At 38.6% G+C, this 26,227-nt stretch carries 28 protein-coding genes; all 28 read left to right on the forward strand.

The window, feature by feature from the left end:
• The 28 genes from ftsY to rseP all read left to right on the forward strand — a co-directional run bounded on the left by ftsY (position 1) and on the right by rseP (position 26,169).
• Positions 1-987 carry a signal recognition particle-docking protein FtsY gene (gene ftsY, locus HPT25_RS15910; protein ID WP_173066123.1) on the forward strand — a complete coding sequence of 329 codons (987 nt, stop codon included), beginning with the start codon at positions 1-3 and terminating at the stop codon, positions 985-987.
• A gap of 89 nt (positions 988-1,076) precedes the next feature.
• Positions 1,077-1,409 (forward strand): putative DNA-binding protein, encoded by a 333-nt coding sequence (locus HPT25_RS15915; protein WP_173066125.1) that lies wholly within the window; start codon positions 1,077-1,079, stop codon positions 1,407-1,409.
• A gap of 11 nt (positions 1,410-1,420) precedes the next feature.
• Positions 1,421-2,773: a signal recognition particle protein gene (gene ffh, locus HPT25_RS15920; RefSeq protein ID WP_173066128.1), complete on the forward strand. Its 1,353-nt coding sequence runs from the start codon at positions 1,421-1,423 to the stop codon at positions 2,771-2,773.
• A 109-nt stretch (positions 2,774-2,882) separates the two neighbouring features.
• Positions 2,883-3,155, forward strand: a complete 273-nt coding sequence (rpsP, locus tag HPT25_RS15925; RefSeq protein ID WP_173066132.1) for a 30S ribosomal protein S16 — start codon at positions 2,883-2,885, stop codon at positions 3,153-3,155.
• A 14-nt stretch (positions 3,156-3,169) separates the two neighbouring features.
• Complete coding sequence (locus HPT25_RS15930) at positions 3,170-3,400, forward strand: KH domain-containing protein (protein WP_173066135.1); 231 nt, start codon at positions 3,170-3,172, stop codon at positions 3,398-3,400.
• Positions 3,401-3,489: 89 nt separating this feature from the next.
• Complete coding sequence (locus HPT25_RS15935) at positions 3,490-3,879, forward strand: YlqD family protein (protein ID WP_173066138.1); 390 nt, start codon at positions 3,490-3,492, stop codon at positions 3,877-3,879.
• Positions 3,880-3,885: 6 nt separating this feature from the next.
• Positions 3,886-4,404, forward strand: coding sequence for a ribosome maturation factor RimM (rimM, locus tag HPT25_RS15940; RefSeq protein WP_173071194.1), 519 nt, complete (start codon positions 3,886-3,888; stop codon positions 4,402-4,404).
• On the forward strand, positions 4,401-5,144 hold the full coding sequence (trmD, locus tag HPT25_RS15945) for a tRNA (guanosine(37)-N1)-methyltransferase TrmD (protein WP_246277201.1): 744 nt from the start codon (positions 4,401-4,403) through the stop codon (positions 5,142-5,144). The genes rimM and trmD overlap by 4 nt, the downstream gene beginning before the upstream one ends.
• 142 nt (positions 5,145-5,286) lie before the next feature.
• Positions 5,287-5,631, forward strand: a complete 345-nt coding sequence (gene rplS, locus HPT25_RS15950) for a 50S ribosomal protein L19 (protein WP_173066140.1) — start codon at positions 5,287-5,289, stop codon at positions 5,629-5,631.
• A gap of 175 nt (positions 5,632-5,806) precedes the next feature.
• Positions 5,807-6,367, forward strand: coding sequence for a signal peptidase I (lepB, locus tag HPT25_RS15955; protein ID WP_173066143.1), 561 nt, complete (start codon positions 5,807-5,809; stop codon positions 6,365-6,367).
• A gap of 58 nt (positions 6,368-6,425) precedes the next feature.
• Positions 6,426-7,295 (forward strand): ribosome biogenesis GTPase YlqF, encoded by an 870-nt coding sequence (gene ylqF, locus HPT25_RS15960; protein ID WP_173066146.1) that lies wholly within the window; start codon positions 6,426-6,428, stop codon positions 7,293-7,295.
• 54 nt (positions 7,296-7,349) lie between these two features.
• Positions 7,350-8,144, forward strand: a complete 795-nt coding sequence (rnhB, locus tag HPT25_RS15965; RefSeq protein WP_173066150.1) for a ribonuclease HII — start codon at positions 7,350-7,352, stop codon at positions 8,142-8,144.
• A 209-nt stretch (positions 8,145-8,353) separates the two neighbouring features.
• Positions 8,354-9,514, forward strand: coding sequence for an ADP-forming succinate--CoA ligase subunit beta (sucC, locus tag HPT25_RS15970; protein WP_173066153.1), 1,161 nt, complete (start codon positions 8,354-8,356; stop codon positions 9,512-9,514).
• A gap of 23 nt (positions 9,515-9,537) precedes the next feature.
• Entirely contained in the window at positions 9,538-10,440 is a 903-nt protein-coding gene (gene sucD, locus HPT25_RS15975) for a succinate--CoA ligase subunit alpha (RefSeq protein WP_173066156.1), read from the forward strand.
• A gap of 143 nt (positions 10,441-10,583) precedes the next feature.
• A complete protein-coding gene (gene dprA / locus HPT25_RS15980; RefSeq protein ID WP_173066158.1) occupies positions 10,584-11,465 on the forward strand; it encodes a DNA-processing protein DprA in 882 nt (293 codons plus the stop codon).
• 312 nt (positions 11,466-11,777) lie between these two features.
• The gene (topA, locus tag HPT25_RS15985) at positions 11,778-13,859 is read left to right on the forward strand and encodes a type I DNA topoisomerase (RefSeq protein ID WP_173066160.1); all 2,082 of its coding nucleotides are present in this window, start codon (positions 11,778-11,780) and stop codon (positions 13,857-13,859) included.
• Between the two features lie 177 nt (positions 13,860-14,036).
• Positions 14,037-15,344 carry an FADH(2)-oxidizing methylenetetrahydrofolate--tRNA-(uracil(54)-C(5))-methyltransferase TrmFO gene (gene trmFO / locus HPT25_RS15990; protein WP_173066163.1) on the forward strand — a complete coding sequence of 436 codons (1,308 nt, stop codon included), beginning with the start codon at positions 14,037-14,039 and terminating at the stop codon, positions 15,342-15,344.
• 205 nt (positions 15,345-15,549) lie between these two features.
• Positions 15,550-16,092, forward strand: coding sequence for an ATP-dependent protease subunit HslV (hslV, locus tag HPT25_RS15995; protein WP_173066166.1), 543 nt, complete (start codon positions 15,550-15,552; stop codon positions 16,090-16,092).
• A 20-nt stretch (positions 16,093-16,112) separates the two neighbouring features.
• Complete coding sequence (hslU, locus tag HPT25_RS16000) at positions 16,113-17,516, forward strand: ATP-dependent protease ATPase subunit HslU (RefSeq protein ID WP_173066168.1); 1,404 nt, start codon at positions 16,113-16,115, stop codon at positions 17,514-17,516.
• Positions 17,517-17,631: 115 nt separating this feature from the next.
• Complete coding sequence (codY, locus tag HPT25_RS16005; RefSeq protein ID WP_173066171.1) at positions 17,632-18,411, forward strand: GTP-sensing pleiotropic transcriptional regulator CodY; 780 nt, start codon at positions 17,632-17,634, stop codon at positions 18,409-18,411.
• 197 nt (positions 18,412-18,608) lie between these two features.
• Complete coding sequence (gene rpsB, locus HPT25_RS16010; RefSeq protein ID WP_173066174.1) at positions 18,609-19,313, forward strand: 30S ribosomal protein S2; 705 nt, start codon at positions 18,609-18,611, stop codon at positions 19,311-19,313.
• Between the two features lie 165 nt (positions 19,314-19,478).
• Positions 19,479-20,363 carry a translation elongation factor Ts gene (tsf, locus tag HPT25_RS16015; RefSeq protein ID WP_173066177.1) on the forward strand — a complete coding sequence of 295 codons (885 nt, stop codon included), beginning with the start codon at positions 19,479-19,481 and terminating at the stop codon, positions 20,361-20,363.
• Between the two features lie 126 nt (positions 20,364-20,489).
• The gene (pyrH, locus tag HPT25_RS16020) at positions 20,490-21,215 is read left to right on the forward strand and encodes a UMP kinase (RefSeq protein ID WP_173066180.1); all 726 of its coding nucleotides are present in this window, start codon (positions 20,490-20,492) and stop codon (positions 21,213-21,215) included.
• The gene (frr, locus tag HPT25_RS16025; protein WP_173066183.1) at positions 21,215-21,772 is read left to right on the forward strand and encodes a ribosome recycling factor; all 558 of its coding nucleotides are present in this window, start codon (positions 21,215-21,217) and stop codon (positions 21,770-21,772) included. Before pyrH ends, frr begins: the two co-directional genes overlap by 1 nt.
• Before the next feature lie 266 nt (positions 21,773-22,038).
• On the forward strand, positions 22,039-22,815 hold the full coding sequence (uppS, locus tag HPT25_RS16030; protein WP_173066186.1) for an undecaprenyl pyrophosphate synthase: 777 nt from the start codon (positions 22,039-22,041) through the stop codon (positions 22,813-22,815).
• Positions 22,816-22,895: 80 nt separating this feature from the next.
• A complete protein-coding gene (locus HPT25_RS16035; protein ID WP_173066189.1) occupies positions 22,896-23,681 on the forward strand; it encodes a phosphatidate cytidylyltransferase in 786 nt (261 codons plus the stop codon).
• Positions 23,682-23,746: 65 nt separating this feature from the next.
• Positions 23,747-24,889, forward strand: a complete 1,143-nt coding sequence (dxr, locus tag HPT25_RS16040) for a 1-deoxy-D-xylulose-5-phosphate reductoisomerase (RefSeq protein ID WP_173066192.1) — start codon at positions 23,747-23,749, stop codon at positions 24,887-24,889.
• 17 nt (positions 24,890-24,906) lie between these two features.
• Positions 24,907-26,169, forward strand: coding sequence for an RIP metalloprotease RseP (gene rseP, locus HPT25_RS16045; RefSeq protein ID WP_173066195.1), 1,263 nt, complete (start codon positions 24,907-24,909; stop codon positions 26,167-26,169).
• Positions 26,170-26,227: the final 58 nt, after the last annotated feature.

The following is a 26,227-nucleotide window of genomic DNA, read 5'->3' on the forward strand; positions in this document are numbered from 1 at the left end:
ATGAGCTTTTTTAAAAAATTAAAAGAGAAAATTACAAAATCGACCGATAATGTAACAGAAAAGTTTAAGGAAGGCCTAACCAAAACGAGGGACAACTTTTCTGGTAAAGTCAATGATTTAATAGCAAGATACAGAAAAGTGGATGAGGATTTCTTCGAAGAATTGGAGGAAATTTTAATCCAGGCAGATGTTGGCTTTGAAACCGTTATGGAGCTGATTGATGAGCTGAAGATGGAAGTCAAACGGCGCAACATTCAGGACCCTTTGGAAGTTCAAAGTGTTATATCCGAAAAACTGGTGGATATTTACAATAATGGGGAAGATCAGAATTCTGGTCTTAATATACAGCAAAATGGATTAACCGTTATATTATTTGTTGGCGTAAATGGAGTAGGCAAAACTACGACGATTGGCAAGCTTGCCTATAAATTCAAAACGGAGGGCAAAAAAGTGCTGCTGGCAGCAGGAGATACTTTCCGTGCAGGTGCCATAGAGCAGCTTGAGGTATGGGGCGATCGTGTCGGAGTTGAAACAATCAAGCAAGGGGAAGGCTCTGACCCGGCTGCTGTCATGTATGATGCCATTCAGGCTGCAAAATCACGCAATGCGGATATATTAATATGTGATACAGCAGGCAGACTGCAAAACAAGGTTAACCTCATGAAAGAACTTGAAAAAGTAAAGCGTGTGATTGAACGGGAAATTCCGGGTGCGCCACATGAGGTTCTTCTTGTATTGGATGCAACCACCGGCCAAAATGCGCTGATCCAGGCAAAAACCTTTAAAGAAGCAACGAATGTCAGTGGAATCGTCCTTTCCAAATTAGATGGCACCGCAAAAGGCGGCATAGTACTTGCCATTCGAAATGAATTGAAAATCCCTGTTAAATTTGTCGGACTCGGCGAAAAGATGGACGACCTGCAAGAATTTGACGCAGAAAAATATGTGTATGGATTATTTGCTGAGCAAATAGAAAAAGCTGAATAATGCATGTAAAGAATTAAACTTGACAGAGAATGTGCAGGTGTGTAAACTACTTTGTAAAGGCTTTTCACTTTACAAGGGAGGGGATAGTCATGCTCGAAAAAACAACACGAATGAATTATCTATATGATTTTTATCAATCGCTGTTAACACCGAAGCAGCAAAGCTATATGTCTCTCTATTATTTGGATGACTACTCACTTGGAGAAATTGCCGAAGAATATGACATCAGCAGACAGGCCGTATACGATAATATAAAACGGACAGAAGCCATGCTTGAGGAGTATGAAGACAAGCTGCTATTATTTCAAAAATTTCAAGACCGGACTAAGCTTCTCAATCAACTGAAAGAATTGATTAGTCAGGAACATCCATCGACACAGGCAATGATAGAAACAGTTGCCAAGCTTGAAAACTTAGATTAGGAGGCGGCAGAATGGCGTTTGAAGGATTAGCCGACCGACTGCAAAGTACGATCCAGAAAATCCGAGGCAAAGGAAAAGTCTCAGAATCAGATGTTAAGGAAATGATGAGGGAAGTTCGTCTTGCATTATTGGAAGCGGACGTTAATTTCAAAGTTGTCAAAGATTTTGTTAAAAAAGTAAGTGAACGTGCTGTAGGACAAGAAGTTTTAAAGAGTTTAACACCAGGTCAGCAAATTATAAAAATCGTTAACGAAGAGCTGACTGCCCTAATGGGAGGGGAGCAAAGCAAAATCGTTGTTTCCAACCGACCGCCGACAGTTATTATGATGGTTGGTCTACAAGGGGCAGGTAAAACGACGACGACTGGTAAATTGGCAAATTTGCTTCGAAAGAAGTACAATCGTAAACCGCTGCTAGTGGCTGCAGATATTTATCGTCCAGCAGCAATTAAGCAGCTGGAGACACTTGGAAAACAGCTGAATATGCCAGTATTTTCTCTTGGTGATCAAATAAGTCCTGTAGAAATTGCCAAACAGGCGATTGAAAAAGCAAAAGAAGAGCATCATGACTATGTCCTGATTGATACAGCCGGCCGTCTTCATGTAGATGAAGCATTGATGAACGAGCTGAAAGACATCAAAGAATTAACAAAACCTGATGAAATATTTCTTGTCGTTGATGCGATGACTGGTCAGGATGCCGTGAATGTAGCTCAAAGCTTTAATGAGACCCTCGGCTTAACAGGTGTTGTATTAACAAAGCTGGATGGTGATACACGAGGCGGTGCAGCACTCTCCATCCGTGCTGTAACTCAAACCCCGATTAAATTCGTTGGTTTGGGAGAAAAAATGGATGCCATCGAACCTTTCCATCCAGAACGGATGTCTTCAAGGATTCTTGGCATGGGTGATGTGCTGACACTTATCGAAAAAGCACAGGCAAATGTTGATGAAGAAAAAGCTAAAGAATTAGAACAGAAAATGCGGACAGCATCGTTTACCCTTGATGATTTTTTAGAACAGCTGGGACAGGTGCGTAAATTAGGACCGCTTGACGAACTGTTAAAAATGCTTCCTGGCGCTAACAAAATGAAGGGTCTAAATAATCTTCAAATTGATGATAAACAAATCGCCCATGTAGAAGCGATCATCAGGTCGATGACGAAGGAAGAAAAGCTGCATCCTGAAACATTGAATTCCAGCCGTAAACGGCGGATTGCCAAAGGAAGCGGCCGAACTGTACCAGAGGTTAACCGTTTGCTTAAGCAGTTTGAAGACATGAAAAAAATGATGAAGCAAATGACAGGTATGCAGCAAAAGGCCAAGAAAAAAGGCGGATTTAAATTTCCATTTAACCCGTTTTAATGTGTAAAAAATGGTAATAATTATATGTAAAGAAAAAACACTTTACAAATAAATAAAGAATTGATATTATACTATCTTGTGTGAAACTATTCGGAGGTGCTTATTTAAAATGGCAGTAAAAATTCGTTTAAAACGTATGGGAGCTAAGAAAACTCCTTTCTATCGTATTGTAGTAGCAGATTCTCGTTCACCACGTGATGGACGTTTCATTGAAACGGTTGGCACATACAACCCAGTTGCTGAGCCTGCTTTAGTTGACATCAACGAAGACTTAGCTCTTAAATGGTTACAAAATGGTGCGAAACCATCTGATACAGTACGTAACCTGTTCTCTGCACAAGGCATTATGGAAAAATTCCATAACGCTAAATTAAGCAAGTAATTGATTGGGCAGAAATGAAAGATTTAATCGAAACGATTGTTAAGCCTCTTGTTGATTTTCCCGAGGATGTACGCATAGAGACGGTAGAAGATGATTCAAAAATCACCTGCCACCTCTACGTTAATAAAACCGATATGGGAAAAGTAATCGGGAAGCAGGGGCGTGTTGCGAAGGCCATTAGAACTGTTGTATATGCAGCAGGATCATCACAGAATAAGAAAATTTTTCTTGAGATTGGTGAATAGCTTTTTGCATCGAGATGAAAAGGAGGGATGAAACATACCCTCCTTTTTTGCTAACTTCTTTTAAGTCACTTTATGGAGGAGGCATTGCAGTGCAAATTCTTCAAACCGTTGTGGTGAAACAAATTTTAACGGAAAAAAGTAAAAAGAAGCTTTTTGATACATATTATTCACGCAAGCTTCAATTGCAAAAGGAATGTGATCAGCTCCATTTTGAATTAAAAAGGCTTGAAAATACGAAAAACTTTTCACAGGCTTCATTAAAAACGCAATTTGAAAAAGAAATCAGCTCGCGCCGTGATAAAGTGAAAATTCTTGACTTTCAAATGGAGCAACTGCAAATACTTCCAATAGGAAGCGAATTAAAAGAAGACGAAGTTCAGGCATTGGTCGATATTAAAATTGGAGATACTTGGAATGACGTCAAGACACAGCCTGTTATTATCGTGAAAGATGGCATCATAGAGGAAATAAGAAGGTGATGAATGATGGAAAAATGGTTTAATGTAGGGAAGATTGTTAATACCCACGGAATACACGGAGAAGTTCGGGTTATTTCCAAAACGGATTTTGCAGAAGAACGCTATAACAAAGGGAATCATCTGTTTTTGTTTTTACCAAAATCAGATACTCCGATTGAATTAGTTGTGAAAAGCCATCGAAAACATAAAAATTTCGATTTGCTCTTTTTTGAGGGTTATGAAAATATTAACGATGTCGAGAAGTTACGTGAAGGTATATTGAAGGTGCCGGAATCTCAATTATCGGACCTTGAGGAAGATGAATATTATTTTCATGAAATCATTGGTTGTCTTGTGGCGACTACACGTGGAGAAGAAATTGGAAAAGTAACGGAAATTCTTACACCAGGTGCAAATGATGTATGGGTGGTAAAAGGCAAAGGGGGCAAAGAAATTTTAATCCCTTATATTCAAGATGTAGTCAAGAAAGTGGATATTAAAGAAAAAGTCATCTTAATTGATCCGATGGAAGGGCTGCTGTCATGATGCAAATTGATATCCTCACGCTCTTTCCAGAAATGTTTTCTGGAGTATTTGGACAATCAATTCTACATAAGGCAGCTGAAAAACAGGCAGTTCAATACAATGTCGTCAATTTTCGCGAATATGCCGATAACAAGCATTCTACAGTTGATGATTACCCATATGGCGGCGGTGCCGGAATGGTATTAATGCCGCAGCCTATTTTTGACGCTGTTGCAAGCTTAAAAGAAAATGCCAAAAGCAAAAGCCCAAGGGTCATTCTTCTATGCCCGCAAGGTAAGCGTCATGACCAAAAACTAGCAGAAGAATTGGCTAAAGAAGATCATCTTATCTTTATTTGCGGACATTATGAGGGATATGATGAACGAATTCGACAGCACCTTGTAACAGATGAAATTTCGATTGGAGATTACGTTTTGACAGGTGGAGAGCTTGGAGCAATGGTCGTTGTCGACAGCGTTGTTCGCCTGCTTCCTGAGGTATTAGGTAATCAGGAATCGCATATGAAAGATTCATTCAGTACGGGGCTCTTAGAGCATCCTCACTATACAAGGCCTGCTGAATTTCGCGGCATGCAGGTGCCTGATGTACTGTTATCGGGGAATCATAAACTGATAGAAGAATGGCGCAATAAAGAAGCGCTAAAACGGACGCTTGAAAGACGACCTGATTTATTAGAAAAAATAGAATTGACGCCTGAACAGGAAAAATGGCTGAAGGAAATAAAAAAAGATTTTGAGTAGTATTGCGAGTACTTGTCAATTATGTTATTATACTACTTGTGACTTGAGCTGATATCATATCAGACTTGGTCTTATAACGATGTTCCGCTGCAACACTTTAAGTAAAATGTGCATGAGCATCTGTTGGAAGGAGTTGAAAACGATGCATAAATTAATTGAAGAAATCACAAAAGAACAACTTCGTTCTGACCTTCCTGCGTTCCGTCCTGGAGATACTGTACGTGTTCACGTAAAAGTTATCGAGGGAACTCGCGAGCGTATCCAGTTGTTTGAAGGTGTTGTGATTAAGCGTCGTGGTGGTGGAATCAGCGAAACTTTCACTGTTCGTAAAGTTTCTTATGGAGTAGGCGTAGAACGTACTTTCCCTATTCACACACCGAAAATTGCGAAGCTTGAAGTAATTCGTCGCGGTAAAGTACGTCGTGCGAAACTTTACTACTTACGTAACCTTCGTGGTAAAAAAGCTCGTATTAAAGAAATTCGCTAATTTAAGAAAAGAGCTTGCGATGCAAGCTCTTTTTTTATACAGTTCCCATTATTATAAATCTTATCCCTAGTTTATTAAAGTTTGATTAAAAAGTTTTTCCCATCGTGTTAAATAGAAAGAAGTTATGTACAATAGGCAATATAGATATTTTTTGCTAAGATTGGTGGGACAAAGAATGACGATAAAAAAGAAAAATGAACTATGGGAATGGACGAAAGCACTGCTCATTGCTGTCATTTTGGCGGGAGTAATCCGATATTTTTTATTTGCTCCAATTGTAGTTGATGGCCTTTCTATGATGCCGACATTAAAGGATCAGGACAGAATGATTGTCAATAAATTGTCATATACGGTAGGGAAACCGCATCGTTTTGATATCATTGTCTTCCATGCACCTGAAGGGAAAGATTACATAAAGCGTATTATTGGTCTCCCGGGAGACAAGCTTGAATATAAGAATGATACATTATATATAAACGGTAAATCCTATAAAGAGCCGTATTTAGATGATTATAAAAAGCAGGTAACAGATGGACCGCTGACTGAGCCGTTTACATTGAAAGAAAAAATTGGCCGTGATACAGTACCGCCAGGTGAATTATTTGTAATGGGAGATAATCGTCGATTTAGTAAAGACAGTCGCCATATTGGCGCCATTCCTATGAGCAAAGTAATAGGTAAAGCGACGATTGTGTATTGGCCGCCAAAAGACGCTCACATTGTGAGTATGAAATAGATATGATTAAACATAGGCGCCTGAAAAAGGCGCTTACGCTTTTAAGGAGGTGATGGCTTTGACGATCCAATGGTTTCCTGGGCATATGGCAAAGGCCCGCAGAGAAGTTACAGAGAAATTAAAATTAGTGGATATTATTTTTGAATTATTGGATGCTAGAATTCCTTACTCTTCACGAAATCCAATGATTGATGAAATAATCCAGCATAAGCCAAGACTTGTTCTTTTAAATAAGGCAGATATGGCTGATAAAGAGGCAACAAAGGAATGGATTGCCTTTTTTGCAGAACAGGGTATTAAAGCGCTCGCTGTTAATGCTCAAGCAGGAGAAGGAATGAAGGAAATTGTCCAAGCCTCAAAAGAAATTTTAAAGGAGAAATTCGACCGATTAAAGGCCAAAGGGGTAAAGCCGCGAGCGATACGGGCAATGATAGTGGGGATTCCGAATGCAGGGAAATCAACCCTTATTAATCGTTTAGCAAAGAAAAATATCGCCAAAACCGGTAATACACCGGGCGTAACTAGATCGCAGCAATGGATTAAAGTGGGAAAGGAAATGGAGCTCCTTGATACTCCTGGGATTCTATGGCCAAAATTTGAAGACCAAGAGGTTGGTATGAAATTGGCGATTACCGGGGCAATAAAGGATACTTTGTTAAATCTGCAGGATCTCTCCATACATTCATTAAGATTTCTGGAACGTGAATATGAGGGCCGCTTAAAGGAACGGTATAAATTTACTGATATCCCTGATGATGTAGTTGAATTATTTGATCATATTGGTAAGCTAAGGGGTTGTTTAACCGGTGGTGCTAATGTTGATTATGATAAAGTTGCAGAATTAGTCATAAGGGAAATAAGAGGAGAGAAATTTGGTCCTCTTACATTTGAAAAGCCCGCGGACTTTCTCGTTCAAGAACTGGAATAAGATTTAACTTGCTCCCCGTTAGTGGGAGTTTTACTATGTAATTAGGTGAAAAAAATGAAACCATTATCTATAGCTCAAATAACAGAACGTATGGCTGAAATTCAAGAGTCTGATCCTTTTATCTTGGAACTGGAAAAAGATGATCGAAAAGGGGTTCAAACATTGCTTGCCAGGTGGAGAAAACAAAAGGAGCAAGCGAAACAACTTAAAGCTAAGTTTGAGGCTATGACATATTATGAACGTAAAATGCAGGCTCAGGGTTTTCAGCTTATTGCTGGCGTAGATGAAGTGGGCAGAGGGCCTCTTGCTGGCCCTGTAGTAGCTGCTGCGGTTATATTGCCAGAAAACTTTTTTCTAGCAGGTATTGATGATTCTAAAAAGCTGTCTGAAGCCAAACGTAATGAATATAACGAAATCATTAGACGTGAAGCTGTTGCATTCAGCGTTGCTATGGTTAGTGCGGAGGAAATTGATGAACTCAATATCTATCAGGCTACTAAAAAAGCAATGAAAACAGCTATTTTAACTCTATCTTCCGGCCCGGATGCATTATTGATTGATGCCATGAGATTAGAGACCCCCTATCCTTCGGAATCTATTATAAAGGGGGACGCTAATAGTGTATCGATTGCAGCTGCTTCTATTGTGGCAAAAGTAGCTAGGGATGAGTTGATGAAAGAAATAGGATTAATCTACCCCGAATACGGTTTTCGGCATAATATGGGATATGGAACGAAGGAGCATTTGCTTGCACTTGAAAAACATGGGATTACACCATATCACCGTAAAACTTTTTCGCCAATTAAAGAATGGCTTCAACCAACACTCTTTGATATGGGGAATTTTTGAATAACAGGTAAATGCCTGTTATTTTTTTATTATAGTTAAAAAGTAGATATTGAGGTAATTTTGACCAAAAATGTTTATATATCATTTACCCTAATGGTGCTTTATTTTTATAAGATAATTTATTACTTATTGGTGGACAAGGTATGGGACATTATATACAATGAAAACGGAGTCAATTTTTTGAAGAGTATGATTTAGGAGGATGGGAAATGAATATCCATGAGTATCAGGGGAAAGAAATCCTCAGAAAATATGGGGTAATGGTTCCAAATGGAAAAGTCGCATTTACAGTGGAAGAAGCGGTAGAGGCAGCTAAATCACTAGGCACACAAGTATGTGTTGTAAAAGCGCAAATCCATGCTGGCGGCAGGGGGAAAGCTGGCGGTGTAAAAGTTGCGAAGAATCTTGATGAGGTTCGTACATATGCAAGTGAAATACTCGGGAAAACACTGGTTACACATCAAACCGGTCCTGAAGGAAAAGAAGTTAAGCGCCTTTTAATCGAAGAAGGCTGTGATATTAAAAAAGAATATTATATCGGGTTAGTATTGGACCGTGCAACTTCACGTGTTGTACTAATGGGGTCTGAAGAAGGCGGAACTGAAATCGAAGAAGTAGCTGCTAATACGCCTGAGAAAATTTTCAAAGAGGAAATCGATCCGGTACTTGGATTAATGCCATTTCAGGCACGCCGGCTTGCGTTTAATATCAATATTCCAACAGAATTAATTAATCAAGCTGTTAAGTTTATGACTGGCTTATACAATGCCTATGTTGACAACGATTGCTCTATTGCTGAAATTAACCCATTAGTGGTGACTGGCGATGGCAAAGTTATGGCGCTGGACGCGAAATTAAACTTTGATTCCAATGCATTGTATCGTCAAAAAGATGTTTTAGAATATCGTGATCTTGAAGAAGAGGATCCAAAAGAAATTGAAGCATCAAAATATGATTTAAGCTATATTGCCCTTGACGGTAATATTGGATGTATGGTTAACGGAGCAGGTCTTGCAATGGCTACAATGGACATCGTTAAGCACTATGGCGGCGACCCTGCAAACTTCCTTGATGTCGGTGGCGGTGCGACTGCAGAGAAAGTAACAGAAGCATTTAAAATTATCCTTTCTGATCCAAACGTTAAAGGTATTTTTGTTAATATCTTTGGCGGAATCATGAAATGTGATGTTATTGCTGAGGGTGTAGTTGAGGCAGCCAAGCAGGTAGGATTGTCTATTCCGCTTGTAGTTCGCTTAGAGGGAACAAATGTAGATTTAGGTAAGAAAATTCTTGCTGAGTCAGGCTTAAACATCATTGCTGCTGAATCCATGGCCGATGGCGCCCAAAAAATCGTTTCATTAGTGAAATAGGATCGAAAGAAAGGGGAATTAACGTGAGCGTTTTTATTAATAAAGATACGAAAGTTATTGTTCAAGGGATAACAGGCGGTACTGCCCGTTTCCATACTAAACAAATGCTTGAATATGGTACAAAGATTGTCGGCGGTACTTCACCAGGTAAAGGCGGACAAGAGGTTGAAGGAGTACCTGTATTTAATACTGTGAAAGAAGCTGTTGAAGCTACTGGTGCAAATGCGTCTGTTATTTATGTACCAGCACCATTTGCAGCAGATTCCATTATTGAAGCTGTTGATGCGGAATTAGATCTTGTTATTTGTATTACAGAACATATTCCAGTACTTGATATGGTGAAGGTAAAACGTTATATGGAAGGCAAGAAGACACGTCTTGTCGGTCCTAACTGCCCAGGAGTTATTACTGCTGATGAGTGCAAAATCGGTATCATGCCTGGCTATATCCATACAAAAGGCCATGTCGGTGTTGTTTCCCGCTCTGGTACACTAACGTATGAAGCTGTACATCAATTAACTCAAGCAGGAATCGGTCAAACAACTGCTGTTGGTATTGGCGGTGACCCGGTAAATGGTACGAACTTTATCGATGTTTTAAAGGCGTTTAATGAAGACCCTGAAACATATGCAGTGATTATGATTGGTGAAATCGGCGGTACAGCTGAAGAAGAGGCAGCTCAATGGGTAAAAGCAAACATGACTAAACCTGTTGTTGGCTTCATTGGTGGGCGTACTGCACCTCCAGGAAAGCGCATGGGACATGCCGGTGCGATTATTTCTGGCGGAAAAGGTACAGCAGATGAAAAAATCCGTGTAATGAATGAATGTGGAATTAAAGTCGCTGAAACTCCATCTGTAATGGGAGAAACGTTAATCGAAGTTCTTAAGGAACAAGGATTATACGAAAAATGTAAAACTCACTAAAAAATCTGCAACCAGATGGCAACAGATAGTCCCTCAAAATATGAGGGGCTATTTGTATTGACTATGTTAAAGCATATTGATGAATATTATAAGAGTTGCCTGAATTAAACATTTCCACTTAAAACATATCTGGAGGATTGGTTATGAATGATTTTAAAGAAAAACTGATTGCTCTGTTGCATGATCCTTATTATTCATGGAATGACATTTTTCGGATTTTAAAAATGGATCCGGAGCTAAACTATTTTGATCCCTTTCTCCCTGTTAACGATTCACAATTAAATTTATTCCCCCTCATCCAAAACCCTTCTAATCTATTCTTGAATCCCGAGAAATTTAACGAGCAAATCCAGCAATATAAAAAGCAGGAAATTGAGATTATCACTGTATTTGATGATCTATATCCATCCTATCTAAAAGAAATCTATCAGCCTCCTTGGGCTTTATTTGCCAAAGGAGAAATCACCCTTTTGGAAAAGGAGCCGAAACTTGCAGTGGTAGGTTCAAGACAGGCTACACAATATGGGAAAAATGCAATTCGAATGTTATTTCCTGAATTGGTTAGCAGCGGTGTTGTTATTGTCAGCGGCCTGGCAAAGGGAATTGATGCCCTTGCACATGAATCAGCTATGAAAAATGGAGGCAAAACGATTGCAGTCATTGCCGGAGGACTGTATCATATATATCCAAACGAAAATATGGGCCTTGCTTTGGAAATGTTTAAATCTCAGCTGATTGTTTCAGAATATCCTCCTGATACAAAACCTCTAAAATGGCACTTTCCTGCAAGGAATCGAATTATTAGCGGCCTTTCCTATGGGACCTTTATTATAGAAGCAAAAAGAAAAAGCGGGTCGCTAATCACCGCAAATTATGCCTTAAATGAAGGCAGAGAAGTATTTTCGCTTCCTGGAAGTATATTTAATCCAAATTCCAATGGAGCAAATGAGTTAATCCAACAAGGAGCCAAATTAGTAACGACTGCCAAAGATATTTTAGATGAAATGTCCTATAAATTTAATTAAAAAAACACGAAAATTTTCATGTTTTGCAGGTTTTTTTTGCATAAATGAAGAAAAATAGCATAAAAAGGTTGAAATTATTTGTAATATGTTATACATTTTCCAACAGATGTTCGAAAAAAAGAATAAATGGAAAAAGTAAACAGAATAAGTATTTCGCATATAAATTTGGGATAGTCATTTTTATTAAGTAATATTCCAATTCAGTAACTAAACTCTGGGTTAGGATCACTACTCATTAGGCAAGCATCTTAGTAATAGGCTTTTGCCGATTCTAGACGCTTCACACTTTCCCTCTAAGGAGGATTCTTGTAAATGGCAGATTTTCTTGTAATCGTAGAATCGCCAGCAAAAGCGAAAACGATTGAACGTTACCTTGGGAAAAAATATAAAGTAAAAGCATCAATGGGCCATGTGCGCGATTTGCCGCGCAGTCAAACAGGCGTCGATGTGGAACATAATTTTGAACCGAAATATATTACCATCCGTGGTAAGGGTCCTGTATTGAAGGAATTAAAAACAGCAGCCAAAAAGGCTAAACAAGTTTATCTCGCAGCCGACCCCGACCGTGAAGGGGAAGCTATTGCTTGGCACTTAGCGCATAGCTTGGATCTCGATATAAATTCGGATTGCCGCGTTGTTTTTAATGAAATCACTAAGGATGCAATAAAAGAATCCTTTAAACATCCCCGGCCAATTAATATGGATTTAGTAGATGCCCAGCAAGCAAGAAGAATATTGGATCGCCTTGTAGGCTACAATATTAGCCCGTTGTTATGGAAAAAAGTAAAAAAAGGTTTAAGTGCGGGACGTGTTCAATCCGTAGCTGTCCGTTTGATCATTGACCGGGAAAAAGAGATAAAAGCTTTTGTTCCCGAGGAATATTGGACGATTGAAGGTGAGTTTCTAAAAGGAAAGAACCAATTCAGTGCGGACTTCTATGCTTTGGTGGGACGGAATAAATCAGAGCTGAAATCGGAAGAAGATGTAAACAGCATTTTGCAAGGGCTTAACGGAAATAAATTTACCGTTACAGCAGTAACAAAAAAAGAACGTAAACGTAATCCGGCTCCGCCATTTATTACGTCTTCCTTGCAGCAGGAAGCAGCAAGAAAATTAAACTTTCGTGCCAAAAAGACAATGATGCTGGCGCAGCAGTTGTATGAAGGAATTGAATTGGGCAAAGAGGGAATCGTTGGTCTTATTACATATATGAGAACGGATTCCACCCGAATTTCGGAAGTAGCACAAAAAGAAGCTGCTGACTATATTCGCTCTGAATTCGGTGAAAATTATTTGCGGGAAGAGCAAAGGAAAGATAAAAAACAAGCCAATGCCCAAGACGCTCATGAAGCAATCCGTCCGACCAGCACGCTACGCGCCCCAGATAGCATGAAGGAGTTTCTTTCCAGAGATCAATTCAGGTTATATAAATTAATTTGGGAACGGTTTTTAGCGAGCCAAATGGCGCAAGCAGTAATGGATACAATGAGTGTGGATTTACAAAACGGCAATGCACTGTTTCGGGCAACAGGATCTAAAATTAAATTTCCAGGTTTTATGAAGCTCTATGTAGAAGGCACAGATGATCAATCTGAGGAGAAAAAAGATAAATTACTGCCGGAATTATCGGTAGGGGATGAAGTATTTAAAAAGGACATTGAGCCGAAACAACATTTCACACAGCCACCGCCAAGGTATACGGAGGCAAGGTTGGTCAGAACACTTGAAGAACTGGGAATCGGCCGACCATCCACATATGCCCCAACTTTGGATACAATCCAAAATCGCGGTTATGTTGCTCTTGATAATAAGCGCTTTGTACCGACTGAACTAGGTGAAATTGTACATGAATTAATGGTTGAGTTTTTCCCCGATATACTTGATGTGGAATTTACCGCCAAAATGGAACAAGGCTTAGATGATGTTGAAGAAGGCAAGGTTCAATGGGTTAAGATCATTGATGGATTTTATAAAGACTTTGCCATCCATCTGGAAAGAGCAGAAAAAGAGATGCAGTCAGTTGAAATTAAAGATGAACCAGCTGGCGAAGATTGTGAGGTTTGCGGCAATCCAATGGTCTTTAAAATGGGGCGTTATGGAAAGTTTATGGCCTGCAGCAATTTCCCTGATTGCCGAAACACCAAACCGATTGTGAAAGAAATCGGTGTTACTTGTCCAAACTGTAAAGAAGGTACCATTATTGAAAGAAAAAGTAAGAAGAAAAGATTGTTCTACGGATGCAGCCGCTTCCCGGAATGTGATTTTATATCTTGGGATAAACCGCTTCCAAGAAGCTGTCCTAAATGCGAAGGGCTCCTTGTTGAGAAAAAATTAAAAAAGGGAGTTCAGGTTCAGTGTACTGCATGTGATTACAAGGAAGAACAGCAAGCTTAAGAGTGGGGCTCTCTCCACTCTTTTCATTATGTCTTTTTGACTAAAAAAACTTTTTTCTTTTCGTTTCGTATAGTACAATGCAAGATGGACTTAAATGAGGGAAAGGTATAATTATCCGCAGTTTAATTTATATTTTCTTATAAATGGTCTACACGTAAGTTTTTCAGGAGGTACTAAATGGAAAAAATGATTATAAATGTAATAGGGGCAGGGCTCGCTGGCAGTGAGGCGGCTTGGCAAGCTGCTAATCGCGGTGTGAAAGTACGACTTTATGAAATGAGGCCAGTGAAGCAAACACCAGCCCATCATACAGATAAATTTGCAGAACTAGTTTGCAGCAACTCGTTAAGAGCCAATACACTGACAAATGCAGTAGGTGTTTTAAAAGAGGAAATGAGAAAACTCGATTCTGTTATTATAGCAGCTGCAGACGCCTGTTCTGTACCAGCAGGAGGAGCCCTAGCTGTTGACCGGCATGAATTCGCTGCTAAAGTTACGGAGATGGTGAGAAATCATGAAAATGTAACCGTAATAAATGAAGAGGTTACAGATATTCCTGAGGGTCCTACTATTATTGCAACAGGACCGTTAACGAGCCCGGAACTTTCAGAAAAGCTGAAGGGATTAACGGGGGAGGAATACCTTTATTTTTATGACGCAGCAGCACCGATTATCGAAAAAGACAGTATTAACATGGATAAAGTATATTTAAAGTCACGGTATGACAAAGGGGAAGCAGCCTATTTAAACTGTCCGATGACAGAGGAGGAGTTTAATCGTTTCTATGAGGCACTCATCTCTGCTGAAACGGCTCCTGTGAAAGAGTTTGAAAAAGAAATTTTCTTTGAAGGCTGCATGCCAATCGAAGTAATGGCAGCAAGGGGCAAGAAAACAATGTTGTTTGGTCCATTAAAACCAGTAGGTCTGGAGGATCCTAAAACAGGAAAAAGACCCTTCGCTGTTGTTCAGCTGCGACAGGATGATGCTGCAGGAACTCTCTTTAATTTAGTTGGGTTTCAAACACACTTAAAATGGGGAGCGCAAAAAGAAGTATTCCAGTTAATTCCAGGATTAGAAAATGCAGAGATCGTTCGCTATGGTGTTATGCATCGTAATACCTTTATCAATTCGCCAAAGGTTCTCAAAGCTACCTACCAATTCCGAAATCGTGACGATTTATTTTTCGCAGGCCAAATGACTGGAGTTGAAGGGTATGTTGAATCGGCAGCAAGCGGATTAATTGCCGGTATAAATGCATCTCGTTTAGTAAATGGAATGGAGCCGGTGGAATTTCCAGTTGATACGGCCATTGGAAGTATGGCTCATTATATTACAACTACTAACGCAAAGCATTTTCAGCCAATGAATGCAAATTTCGGTCTATTTCCAGATTTGCCAGTTAAAATAAAAGGAAAACAGGAAAGAAATCTGCAGCACGCTGAACGAGCATTAGAAACAATTCAGAACTTTGTGAAGGTTTTGTAAAATTTATTGCAAGCGTTTTTGAAGTGTGTTACGATTTAGTAGCCCATGTAGAAAATAGCATGATAAATGTGAATATTTTTCTAAAGTTATTGATCGAGTATTTACAAATTGCTCATGTAAACTCAAAATATACAATTGGACATTTACATCTTTAATTTAGTGGTTTTTTAAATACGTGAAAACTCCATAAAGGAGGAGTGGGAGTATGAGTCAGTTTCACGCTACAACGATCTTTGCCGTCCATCATAACGGTGAATGTTCAATGTCTGGAGATGGCCAGGTTACGTTTGGTAATGCGGTTGTGATGAAACATACAGCGAGAAAAGTGAGAAAAATATTTAATGGAAAAGTATTAGCTGGTTTTGCCGGCTCTGTTGCTGATGCTTTTACTCTTTTTGAGTTATTTGAGGGTAAGTTGGAGGAATATAATGGTAACCTTCAGCGTGCGGCAGTGGAACTTGCAAAAGAATGGCGCAGTGATAAAGTATTAAGAAAACTTGAAGCCATGCTCATTGTGATGGATCGTGAAAATTTATTGCTTGTTTCGGGTACTGGAGAAGTAATTGAACCAGATGATGGAATTCTGGCGATTGGATCTGGTGGCAATTATGCACTTGCAGCTGGGCGCTCTCTGAAAAAGTATGCCGGCGAACATTTATCAGCAAAAGAAATTGCCAAAGCATCTTTGGAAATCGCAGCGGAAATTTGTGTTTATACAAACCACAACATTATTGTTGAAGAGCTATAACGGGAAGGAGACTTAAATAAATGGGTAGAACAACCAATTTAACCCCCCGGCAAATCGTAGAGAAACTCGATCAATATATCATTGGCCAAAAGGACGCAAAGAAAGCGGTTGCGGTAGCTCTTAGAAATCGATATCGACGGGGCTTATTAAATGAAAAAATGCGTGACGAAATTATACCTAAAAATATTCTAATGATTGGTCCAACTGGGGTAGGGAAAACCGAAATTGCCAGGAGAATTGCCAAGCTGGTTGGTGCGCCATTTGTGAAGGTAGAGGCTACAAAGTTTACTGAAGTGGGCTATGTGGGTCGTGATGTAGAATCAATGGTACGTGATCTTGCCGAGACTGCTGTCCGTTTAGTGAAAGAGGAACGAATGCAAAGTGTAAAGGAACGGGCAGAAGAAAATGCCAATAGCAGGCTGATTGAATTGCTAGTACCCTCAGCTAAAAAGTCCAACAATTATAAAAATCCATTAGAAATGTTATTCGGCGGCGGGAATTCCTCTTCTGAACAAGAAAACGATCTTGAAGATTATTCTATACAGGAAAAGAGAAAAATCGTTAAAGAAAAGTTAGCTCTTGGTCAACTGGAAGATGAAATTGTGACAGTTGAGGTCGAAGAACAAGCACCTTCTATGTTCGATTTACTGCAGGGCTCCGGCATTGAACAGATGGGAATGAATATGCAAGATGCACTTAGCAGTTTTATGCCTAAAAAACGCAAAAAAAGAAAACTGACAGTTCGTGAAGCGAGGAAGGTTTTAACGAGTGAAGAGGCTTCAAAGCTGATTGATATGGATGAGGTCACTTCCGAAGCTGTTTATCGTGCAGAGCAAACAGGAATTATTTTCATCGATGAAATTGATAAAATAGCCAGCCGTAATTCAGGCGGGGCTTCTGCTGATGTATCAAGAGAAGGTGTTCAAAGGGATATTTTACCAGTTGTTGAAGGGTCAACAGTCGTGACAAAATACGGACCTGTAAAAACAGATCATGTATTATTTATTGCAGCTGGTGCATTCCATATGGCTAAACCGTCTGATTTAATTCCAGAACTTCAAGGCCGTTTTCCAATTCGGGTCGAATTGACAAAATTGACAGTTGAAGATTTCTTTAAAATATTAATTGAACCGGATAATGCATTAATTAAGCAATATCAAGCATTATTGAAAACGGAAGGTATAGAAATTGAATTTTCTGACGATGCTATTCATAGGATTGCCGAAATTGCATTTGAGGTGAATCAGAATACGGACAATATTGGAGCAAGACGGCTTCATACCATTTTAGAAAAGCTATTGGAAGACCTTTCATTTGAAGCGCCGGATATTTCAATGGGGAAAGTAACGATTACACCGCAATATGTGGATGAGAGACTTGGTGCGATTTCAAAAAATAAAGATCTAAGTCAATTTATTTTATAGAAATACTAGCCAAAAAAGTAATTTAAACATTTCATTCACTCGAAATATATGTTATAACTTATCAGCGTCAATTAAAAATTTAATAATGGTTGCAGCATTTAGGAGGAAGAAACAGATGGATTTACTTACAAAGACTAGAAGAATTAACGTTTTATTACAAAAAGCAGCAGGAAAACCTGTTAATTTTAAAGAAATGGCCGAAACCTTAAGTGAAACAATTGAAGCCAATATTTATATCGTAAGCCGCCGCGGAAAACTGTTAGGATTTTCGATTTATCAGCAAATTGAAAACGAGAGAATGAAAAAAATGTTTGAAGATCGTCAATTTCCTGAGCAATATACAAAAAGTCTATTCAATATTCAAGAAACGTCATCAAATCTTGATATCGAAAGTGAATATACTGCCTTTCCAGTAGAAAATAGAGATTTATTCCGTGAAGGGCTGACAACGGTTGTCCCAATTATTGGCGGAGGAGAGCGGATCGGAACTCTAATTCTTGCAAGACTACATGAGAAGTTCCATGACGATGATCTAATCTTAGCTGAATATGGCGCAACAGTTGTTGGTATGGAGATTTTACGTGAAAAATCAGAAGAAATCGAAGAAGAAGCAAGAAGCAAGGCTGTAGTCCAAATGGCTATTAGTTCATTATCATACAGTGAACTTGAAGCAATTGAGCACATTTTTGAAGAACTTAATGGTAATGAAGGGTTATTAGTAGCTTCAAAAATTGCTGACCGTGTAGGTATTACACGTTCAGTAATCGTTAATGCTTTAAGAAAATTAGAAAGTGCCGGTGTTATTGAATCACGTTCACTTGGTATGAAAGGAACGTATATCAAGGTACTAAATGATAAATTCCTTGTTGAGCTTGATAAATTGAAATCAAATTAAGTTTAGTGAAAAATCCCCAGCAATTGCTGGGGATTTTTTTTCCTAATGATAACTTGATTTCTATAACAGATTTATGCTATATTATTTCATGGTGTTAATACACACGTTCATGGATTTATACAGTTGGTGCTTATTATTAAGTTTCTGTGTAAAGATGAAATGGGCGGAGGAACATAAAACCATTAGGAGGAACAAACATGTCAGTAATTTCAATGAAACAATTGCTTGAAGCTGGTGTACACTTCGGACACCAAACACGCCGTTGGAACCCAAAAATGAAGAAATATATCTTCACTGAGCGTAACGGCATTTACATTATCGACCTTCAAAAAACAGTTAAGAAGGTTGAAGAAGCTTACAACTGGGTAAGAGATCTTTCTGCTAACGGAGGAACAATGCTGTTTGTTGGTACAAAAAAACAAGCACAGGATTCTGTTAAAGAAGAAGCGATCCGTTCTGGTATGTACTATGTAAATCACCGTTGGTTAGGTGGTACATTAACAAACTTTGAAACCATTCAAAAACGTATTGCACGTTTAAAAGATATTGAAAGAATGGCTGAAGATGGCACATTTGATGTACTTCCTAAAAAAGAAGTTGTTCAATTGAAAAAAGAACAAGAACGCCTTGAAAAATTCTTAGGCGGCATCAAAGATATGAAACAGCTTCCAGATGCATTATTCATCATCGATCCTCGTAAAGAGCGCATCGCTGTTGCTGAAGCTAAAAAATTAAATATTCCTATCGTAGGTATTGTTGATACTAACTGCGATCCGGATGAAATTGATGTTGTAATTCCTGCTAATGACGATGCAATTCGTGCAGTTAAACTTTTAACTGCTAAAATGGCGGATGCAATCCTTGAAGCAAAACAAGGTGAAGAAGTAGCGGTAGAAGCTTAATTTAAAAGGTAGTAAGTATAAAAAGGTGATAGGAGGGAGCACCCTATATCACCTTTTTTTAAAGAAAATGAGAAGCCAATTTATTGCTTCTCATGCAAAATAAGGTTTATTAAAGCTAGCAATGGCTAAGCTAGAAATACATAGTATTATAAGGAGGATCCTAAAATGGCAATTTCTGCTCAAATGGTAAAAGAACTACGCGAAAAAACTGGCGCTGGAATGATGGATTGTAAAAAAGCGTTAACTGAAACAAATGGTGATATGGAAAAAGCAATTGACTACCTTCGTGAAAAAGGGATTGCGAAAGCAGCTAAGAAAGCTGACCGTGTCGCTGCTGAAGGTTTAACTTCTATTGTAACTGATGGTAATAATGCAGTGATTCTTGAAGTTAACTCTGAAACAGATTTCGTTGCAAAAAACGAAGGCTTCCAAACTCTTGTTAAAGAGCTTGCAGCACATCTTCTTAAAAACAAACCAGCTTCTGTTGAAGAAGCTCTAGCTCAAACAATGGATAATGGAGCGAATGTTGCTGACCACATTAACGCTGCAATTGCAAAAATCGGAGAAAAACTTACTCTTCGCCGTTTTGAAGTAGTATCTAAGACTGATAACGATGCATTTGGTGCATACCTTCACATGGGAGGACGCATCTCTGTGTTAACAGTTCTTGAAGGCACAACAGATGCAGATGCTGCGAAGGATATTTCCATGCATATTGCTGCATTAAATCCAAAATATGTTTCTCGTGACCAAGTATCACAAGAAGAAGTAGAACATGAGCGTCAAGTATTGACTCAACAAGCATTAAACGAAGGTAAGCCAGAAAACATCGTAGCTAAAATGGTTGAAGGCCGTCTTGGTAAATATTTTGAAGACGTTTGTGTTCTTGACCAGACATTCGTTAAAAACCCTGACCAAAAAGTACGTCAGTTTGTAGAATCTAAAGGTGCTAAGGTTCGTGAGTTTATTCGTTACGAAGTTGGAGAAGGTATTGAAAAGCGCGAAGATAACTTTGCTGAAGAAGTTATGAATCAAGTCAATAAAAAATAAACAGCGATTCCAGGTAAACAATTTTGAATTTTGTTACAAGGAATGTTACTGTAATATAATTTTGAATAGGGGACACAGTGTGTTCCCTATTTTTCAAGGTAATATAGCTTACTTTTGGAGGTTTATATGAGTGGTCCTAAGTACAAACGTGTTGTTTTAAAATTGAGCGGTGAGGCACTTGCCGGTGATTCAGACTTTGGTATTAAGCCTTCTGTTATTAAATCCATTGCCATTCAGGTAAAAGAAATCGCAGATCTTGGAGTAGAGGTTGCTGTCGTGGTAGGCGGCGGCAATATTTGGCGCGGTAAAATTGGCAGTGAAATGGGTATGGATCGGGCAACAGCGGATTATATGGGAATGCTTGCAACAGTCATGAATTCCTTAGCTCTTCAAGATAGTTTGGAACAATTAGGCATTGAATCTCGGGTTCAAACTTCCATTGAGATGCGCCAGGTCGCAGAACCATATATTAGACGAAGAGCGATGAGGCATTTAGAGAAAAAGCGGGTCGTTATTTTCGCGGCAGGAACTGGAAATCCATATTTCTCAACGGATACGACAGCTGCTTTAAGAGCTGCAGAAATTGATGCTGAAGTCATTTTAATGGCAAAAAATAATGTAGACGGCGTTTATTCTGCCGACCCACGTGTAGATGCTACAGCTACCAAATATGAAGATTTATCTTTCTTAGACGTATTGAAGGAAGGTTTGGCAGTTATGGATTCAACTGCTTCTTCATTATGTATGGATAATGATATTCCGCTTATTGTGTTCTCTATTATGGAACAAGGAAATATTAAAAGAGCTGTTATGGGCGAAAAAATTGGAACTATCGTTAGGGGGAAAAACTAATGCCAAAACAAGTCATTAATTCAGCAAAAGATAGAATGACAAAAGCAATTCAAGCATATACGAGGGAACTTGCAAGCATTCGTGCAGGCAGAGCAAGTGCATCTTTGTTAGATAGAATTACTGTAGATTATTACGGTGCCCCAACACCAGTCAATCAGCTTGCAGGGATTTCAACACCTGAAGCAAGATTGCTTGTTATTCAGCCATATGATAAATCTATTCTGGGTGAAATTGAAAAAGCCATCCTTAAATCAGATTTGGGCCTTAATCCATCAAATGATGGCTCGATTATTCGGATTGCTATCCCGCAATTAACGGAAGAGCGCCGTAAAGAGCTTGTTAAAGTTGTTAAAAAAGAATCAGAAGAAGCAAAAGTGGCTATTCGAAATATTCGCCGTGATGCTAATGATGAGTTAAAGAAACTTGAGAAAAATGGTGAAATTACAGAAGATGCCCTTCGTGGATTTTCTGAGGACATTCAAAAGATTACGGATGATCATATCAACAAGATTGACCAAATCACTAAAGATAAAGAGAAAGAAATTATGGAAGTTTAATGATCTAAAAGACCCTCTTTTTAGGGGGTTTTTCACTATTTATGGCCTTTATTTAGAAATTGATAAGAATTACAGGGTAAAAGGAAATTATGCGTTATTTATTAATATTTGGCATAAGTTATTTGGTAGAGATATATTCCTGCTTTTTTGGTATGATAAAAACATGTTATGATACACTATTATTTTCCTTTACATATTAGTACAATGGATTCACTGGAACAGATTAATTTCGGAGGAAATGATTAATTATTTGGAGGAGTAATGTTATGTTAAATAAAATAAAACTTTGGAAGAACCAAAATAACTCTTCCACACTCCGAGATCACATAGAAAAAATTAAAAAACTGCCTGTCCCTGAACATGTTGCCATTATTATGGATGGAAACGGCCGCTGGGCTAAGAAACGGGCCTTGCCCCGTATAGCCGGTCACCATGAAGGGATGAAGGTGGTACGAAAGACGACAATGCTGGCCAATGAACTTGGTTTGAAATATTTGACATTGTATGCTTTTTCTACCGAAAACTGGAAACGCCCGAAAAATGAGGTAGAATATATTATGAAGCTGCCTGAGGAATTTTTAGGCACCTTTCTGCCGGAATTAATTGAAAATAATGTTCAAGTGAAAATGATGGGTTATAAAGAACAATTGCCAATACATACACTTAATGCTATTGAAAAAGCAATGGAAGCAACCAAAAATAATAATGGTTTAATATTAAACTTTGCATTAAATTACGGGAGCAGAGCTGAAATACTGGATGCCGTAAAGAAAGTAATGCATGATATTCAAAATGGAATGATAACGGAATCAGATATAGATGAATCTAGCTTTTCTTCCTATTTAATGACAGCGAATTTACCGGACCCGGATCTCTTGATTAGGACAAGTGGTGAAATTCGACTTAGTAATTTTATGCTATGGCAGCTTGCTTACTCGGAGTTTTTGTTTACAGACGTATTATGGCCGGATTTTAACGAGGAACATTTACTTACAGCAATAGAAGCCTTTCAAAAACGTCAACGGAGATTTGGTGGAGTCTAAATTCGGGATATCCTAGTTTAAATAAAAAAACATTTGAATTATCCTACCCTGTTTACAACAAAAAAGGTGTTGAACTTTTAATGAAGCAAAGGATTATAACAGCAGTCGTAGCTGCAGCACTATTTTTACCGATTGTGTTTTATGGCAGCCTTCCGGTTGTTATTTTGACTTATTTAATGGCAAGTGTTGGACTTTATGAATTATTAAAAATGAAAAAGATGAATATATTTTCAATAAATGGTTTTCTTTCATTGGGATTTCTCTGGGTGATCATTTTCCCAGAAAAATATGAAGCAGCAGTAAACTTTTATTATTCCAAGGAAGAGTTGGGGATTGCTTTTATTTTGCTGCTACTGGCATATACCGTTATTACGAAAAATAGCTTTAATTTTGAAGATGCTGCGTTTTCCATTTTTTCGGTCCTATATGTTGGAATAGGATTTTACTCCTTTATGGAGACGCGTGATGCGGGATTGGTATATATTTTTTATTCGCTATTTATGATTTGGGCAACTGACTCTGGCGCCTATTTTATTGGGAAAGCAATTGGCAGGAATAAATTATGGCCGGAAATCAGTCCTAATAAAACGATAGAAGGTTTTATTGGCGGTGTGGTTTGTGCCGTTGTAGTTGCTATTTTATTTGCAATCTTTTCACAGATCCATGCTTCATTTGTAACTTTAATGGGAATCACTGCTGTATTATCTGTTTTTGGACAAATTGGTGACCTTGTACAATCGGCATTCAAGCGACATTTTAATGTGAAGGATTCAGGAACTATTTTACCTGGACACGGAGGAATTCTGGACCGTTTCGACAGTTTATTATTTGTCTGGCCCTTGTTACATTTTTTTCACCTTTGGTAAAAAGCTTTCCCATGTATTTGCAATATCAAAGGGTTTTTTAGCTTTTCGTTTAGGAGTGGACTTCATTGAAAACAATAAGTTTAATGGGTGCAACTGGTTCGATCGGCACACAGACATTGGCAATTATTCGAGAGCATCCTCAAGAATTTCAATTAGCCGCCATTTCAGTTGGCAAAAATATTGATTTAGCTCGGAAAATAATAATCGAATTTCAACCAAAGCTAGTTTCTGTACAAAGTAAAGATGTTTGTAATACATTAAAAGCAGAGTTTCCACATGTGAGGTTTACATTCGGTGATGAAGGATTAATAGAAGTCGCTGTATATAAAGACGCTGACATACTTGTTAATGCTGTTCTTGGAAGTGTAGGCTTGGATCCTACATTACAGGCAATTGAAAGTGGTAAAACAATTGCGATAGCCAATAAGGAAACTTTGGTAACTGCTGGACATTTAGTAATGGAAGCGGCCAAAAGAAATCAAGTATCCCTTCTACCAGTAGACAGTGAACATTCTGCCATTTTTCAAGCATTACAGGGCGAAAAGGAAAAGAATATTGAGCGTTTAATTTTGACAGCGTCCGGCGGGAGTTTTCGCGACCGACCACGTCAAGACTTGGAAACAGTCACCGTTCAAGAGGCACTTAATCATCCAAACTGGTCGATGGGGGCTAAAATTACCATTGATTCGGCAACAATGATGAATAAAGGTCTTGAAGTGATTGAGGCTCACTGGCTGTTCAATATCCCTTATAATAAAATTGATGTGCTGCTCCATAAAGAAAGTATTATTCACTCCATGGTTGAATTTCATGATACAAGTGTAATAGCTCAATTAGGAACACCAGATATGAGGGTCCCCATTCAATATGCATTGACGTACCCGGATCGGCTGCCTCTTCCTTCGGGAAATCGCTTGAACCTTTCGGAAGTTGGAAAACTCCATTTTATGGATATGGACCTTGAAAGGTTTCGCTGTTTGGATTTTGCCTACAGAGCAGGGGAAATAGGCGGCACAATGCCAACCGTTTTAAATGCTGCAAATGAAGTAGCTGTCGAAGCCTTTCTGAACGGGAAAATTCGTTTTTTACAAATTGAAGATTTAATTGAAAAGGCATTGAGCGTTCATCAAGTAATAGAACACCCTAGCTTAAAGCTTATTCAAGAAGTTGACAGAGAAACAAGAGAGTTTGTACGTTCACTCTTATAAAAAAGGTGGTTTTATTTTTGACTACAGTTATTGCCTTTATTGTGATTTTTGGCGCACTCGTCTTTTTTCATGAGTTAGGTCATTTTATTTTTGCAAAAAGGGCAGGTGTTCTCTGCCGAGAATTCGCAATAGGTATGGGTCCTAAGGTATTCTCCCATAAAAAAGGAGAAACAACATATACCATAAGGTTATTACCAATTGGCGGCTTTGTCCGCATGGCAGGAGAAGATCCTGAAATGGTAGACATTAAGCCTGGCCATCGGGTTGGCTTGTTATTTGATCAGGAAGAAAAAGTAACAAAGATTATTTTGAATAAAAAGGAAAAGTATCCCAATTGCCGTATTGTTGAAGTTGAATATACTGATTTGGAAAAGGATCTTTTCATTAAGGGATACCCTGATGATGAAGAAGAACAATTAAAAACATTCATCATCCATCCACAGGCTGCTATTGTTGAAAATGGTATAGAATCACAAATTGCTCCAATTGATCGTCAATTTGGTTCCAAAACATTGGGCCAAAGATTTATGGCCATCTTTGCAGGGCCGATGATGAATTTTGTACTTGCATTCGTAGTCTTCGTTTTAATTGCTCTATTGCAGGGGGTCCCAACTAATGAACCCAAATTGGGTGTCATCACCCCTGATGGTGCAGCGAAAGCGGCGGGGCTCAAACAAGGGGATATTGTACAAAGTATAAATGGATCTGAAATCTCCAGTTGGTCTGATGTTGTGGAAATCATTCGCAAAAGTCCTAATAAAAAATTAGATTTCTCGATTCTTCGTGGAGGTAAAGAGAAGGATATTGAAGTTACACCTAAAGAAAATATCGTAGATGGCAATAAGATGGGGATTATTGGAGTATACAGCCCTGTTGAAAAATCTCCAGTTCAAGCTGTAACAAGTGGGGCAAAGGATACTTATTTCTGGACAAAGCAAATTTTTGTTATGCTAGGAAAGCTCGTAACTGGCCAATTTTCAATCAATGCCCTGTCTGGTCCAGTTGGTATTTATGTATCTACTGATGAAGTAGCGAAATCAGGAATTTACTATTTAATGAAATGGGCTGGAATTTTAAGCATCAATCTTGGGATCATGAATTTACTGCCTATTCCTGCGCTTGATGGCGGAAGACTTATGTTCTTTGCAGTTGAAGCAGTTCGTGGAAAACCTGTTGACCGACAAAAGGAAGGAATGGTTCATTTTATTGGTTTTGCTCTTCTCATGCTTCTGATGCTAGTGGTAACATGGAATGACATTCAAAGATTTTTCTTGAAGTAAATAATGATGAGGGACCGCAATAGTGGTTCCTCATTTTTGATTATAGGCAAATATGGTT

Source organism: Neobacillus endophyticus (assembly GCF_013248975.1).
Classification (GTDB): Bacteria; Bacillota; Bacilli; order Bacillales; family Cytobacillaceae; genus Neobacillus; species Neobacillus endophyticus.

Coding starts and splice junctions, on each gene's coding strand:
- ftsY (WP_173066123.1), top strand. CDS start 1: ATGAGCTTTTTTAAAAAATTAAAAGAGAAAATTACAAAATCGACCGAT.
- HPT25_RS15915 (WP_173066125.1), top strand. CDS start 1,077: ATGCTCGAAAAAACAACACGAATGAATTATCTATATGATTTTTATCAA.
- ffh (WP_173066128.1), top strand. CDS start 1,421: ATGGCGTTTGAAGGATTAGCCGACCGACTGCAAAGTACGATCCAGAAA.
- rpsP (WP_173066132.1), top strand. CDS start 2,883: ATGGCAGTAAAAATTCGTTTAAAACGTATGGGAGCTAAGAAAACTCCT.
- HPT25_RS15930 (WP_173066135.1), top strand. CDS start 3,170: ATGAAAGATTTAATCGAAACGATTGTTAAGCCTCTTGTTGATTTTCCC.
- rimM (WP_173071194.1), top strand. CDS start 3,886: ATGGAAAAATGGTTTAATGTAGGGAAGATTGTTAATACCCACGGAATA.
- trmD (WP_246277201.1), top strand. CDS start 4,401: ATGATGCAAATTGATATCCTCACGCTCTTTCCAGAAATGTTTTCTGGA.
- rplS (WP_173066140.1), top strand. CDS start 5,287: ATGCATAAATTAATTGAAGAAATCACAAAAGAACAACTTCGTTCTGAC.
- lepB (WP_173066143.1), top strand. CDS start 5,807: ATGACGATAAAAAAGAAAAATGAACTATGGGAATGGACGAAAGCACTG.
- rnhB (WP_173066150.1), top strand. CDS start 7,350: ATGAAACCATTATCTATAGCTCAAATAACAGAACGTATGGCTGAAATT.
- sucC (WP_173066153.1), top strand. CDS start 8,354: ATGAATATCCATGAGTATCAGGGGAAAGAAATCCTCAGAAAATATGGG.
- dprA (WP_173066158.1), top strand. CDS start 10,584: ATGAATGATTTTAAAGAAAAACTGATTGCTCTGTTGCATGATCCTTAT.
- topA (WP_173066160.1), top strand. CDS start 11,778: ATGGCAGATTTTCTTGTAATCGTAGAATCGCCAGCAAAAGCGAAAACG.
- trmFO (WP_173066163.1), top strand. CDS start 14,037: ATGGAAAAAATGATTATAAATGTAATAGGGGCAGGGCTCGCTGGCAGT.
- hslV (WP_173066166.1), top strand. CDS start 15,550: ATGAGTCAGTTTCACGCTACAACGATCTTTGCCGTCCATCATAACGGT.
- hslU (WP_173066168.1), top strand. CDS start 16,113: ATGGGTAGAACAACCAATTTAACCCCCCGGCAAATCGTAGAGAAACTC.
- codY (WP_173066171.1), top strand. CDS start 17,632: ATGGATTTACTTACAAAGACTAGAAGAATTAACGTTTTATTACAAAAA.
- rpsB (WP_173066174.1), top strand. CDS start 18,609: ATGTCAGTAATTTCAATGAAACAATTGCTTGAAGCTGGTGTACACTTC.
- tsf (WP_173066177.1), top strand. CDS start 19,479: ATGGCAATTTCTGCTCAAATGGTAAAAGAACTACGCGAAAAAACTGGC.
- pyrH (WP_173066180.1), top strand. CDS start 20,490: ATGAGTGGTCCTAAGTACAAACGTGTTGTTTTAAAATTGAGCGGTGAG.
- frr (WP_173066183.1), top strand. CDS start 21,215: ATGCCAAAACAAGTCATTAATTCAGCAAAAGATAGAATGACAAAAGCA.
- uppS (WP_173066186.1), top strand. CDS start 22,039: ATGTTAAATAAAATAAAACTTTGGAAGAACCAAAATAACTCTTCCACA.
- HPT25_RS16035 (WP_173066189.1), top strand. CDS start 22,896: ATGAAGCAAAGGATTATAACAGCAGTCGTAGCTGCAGCACTATTTTTA.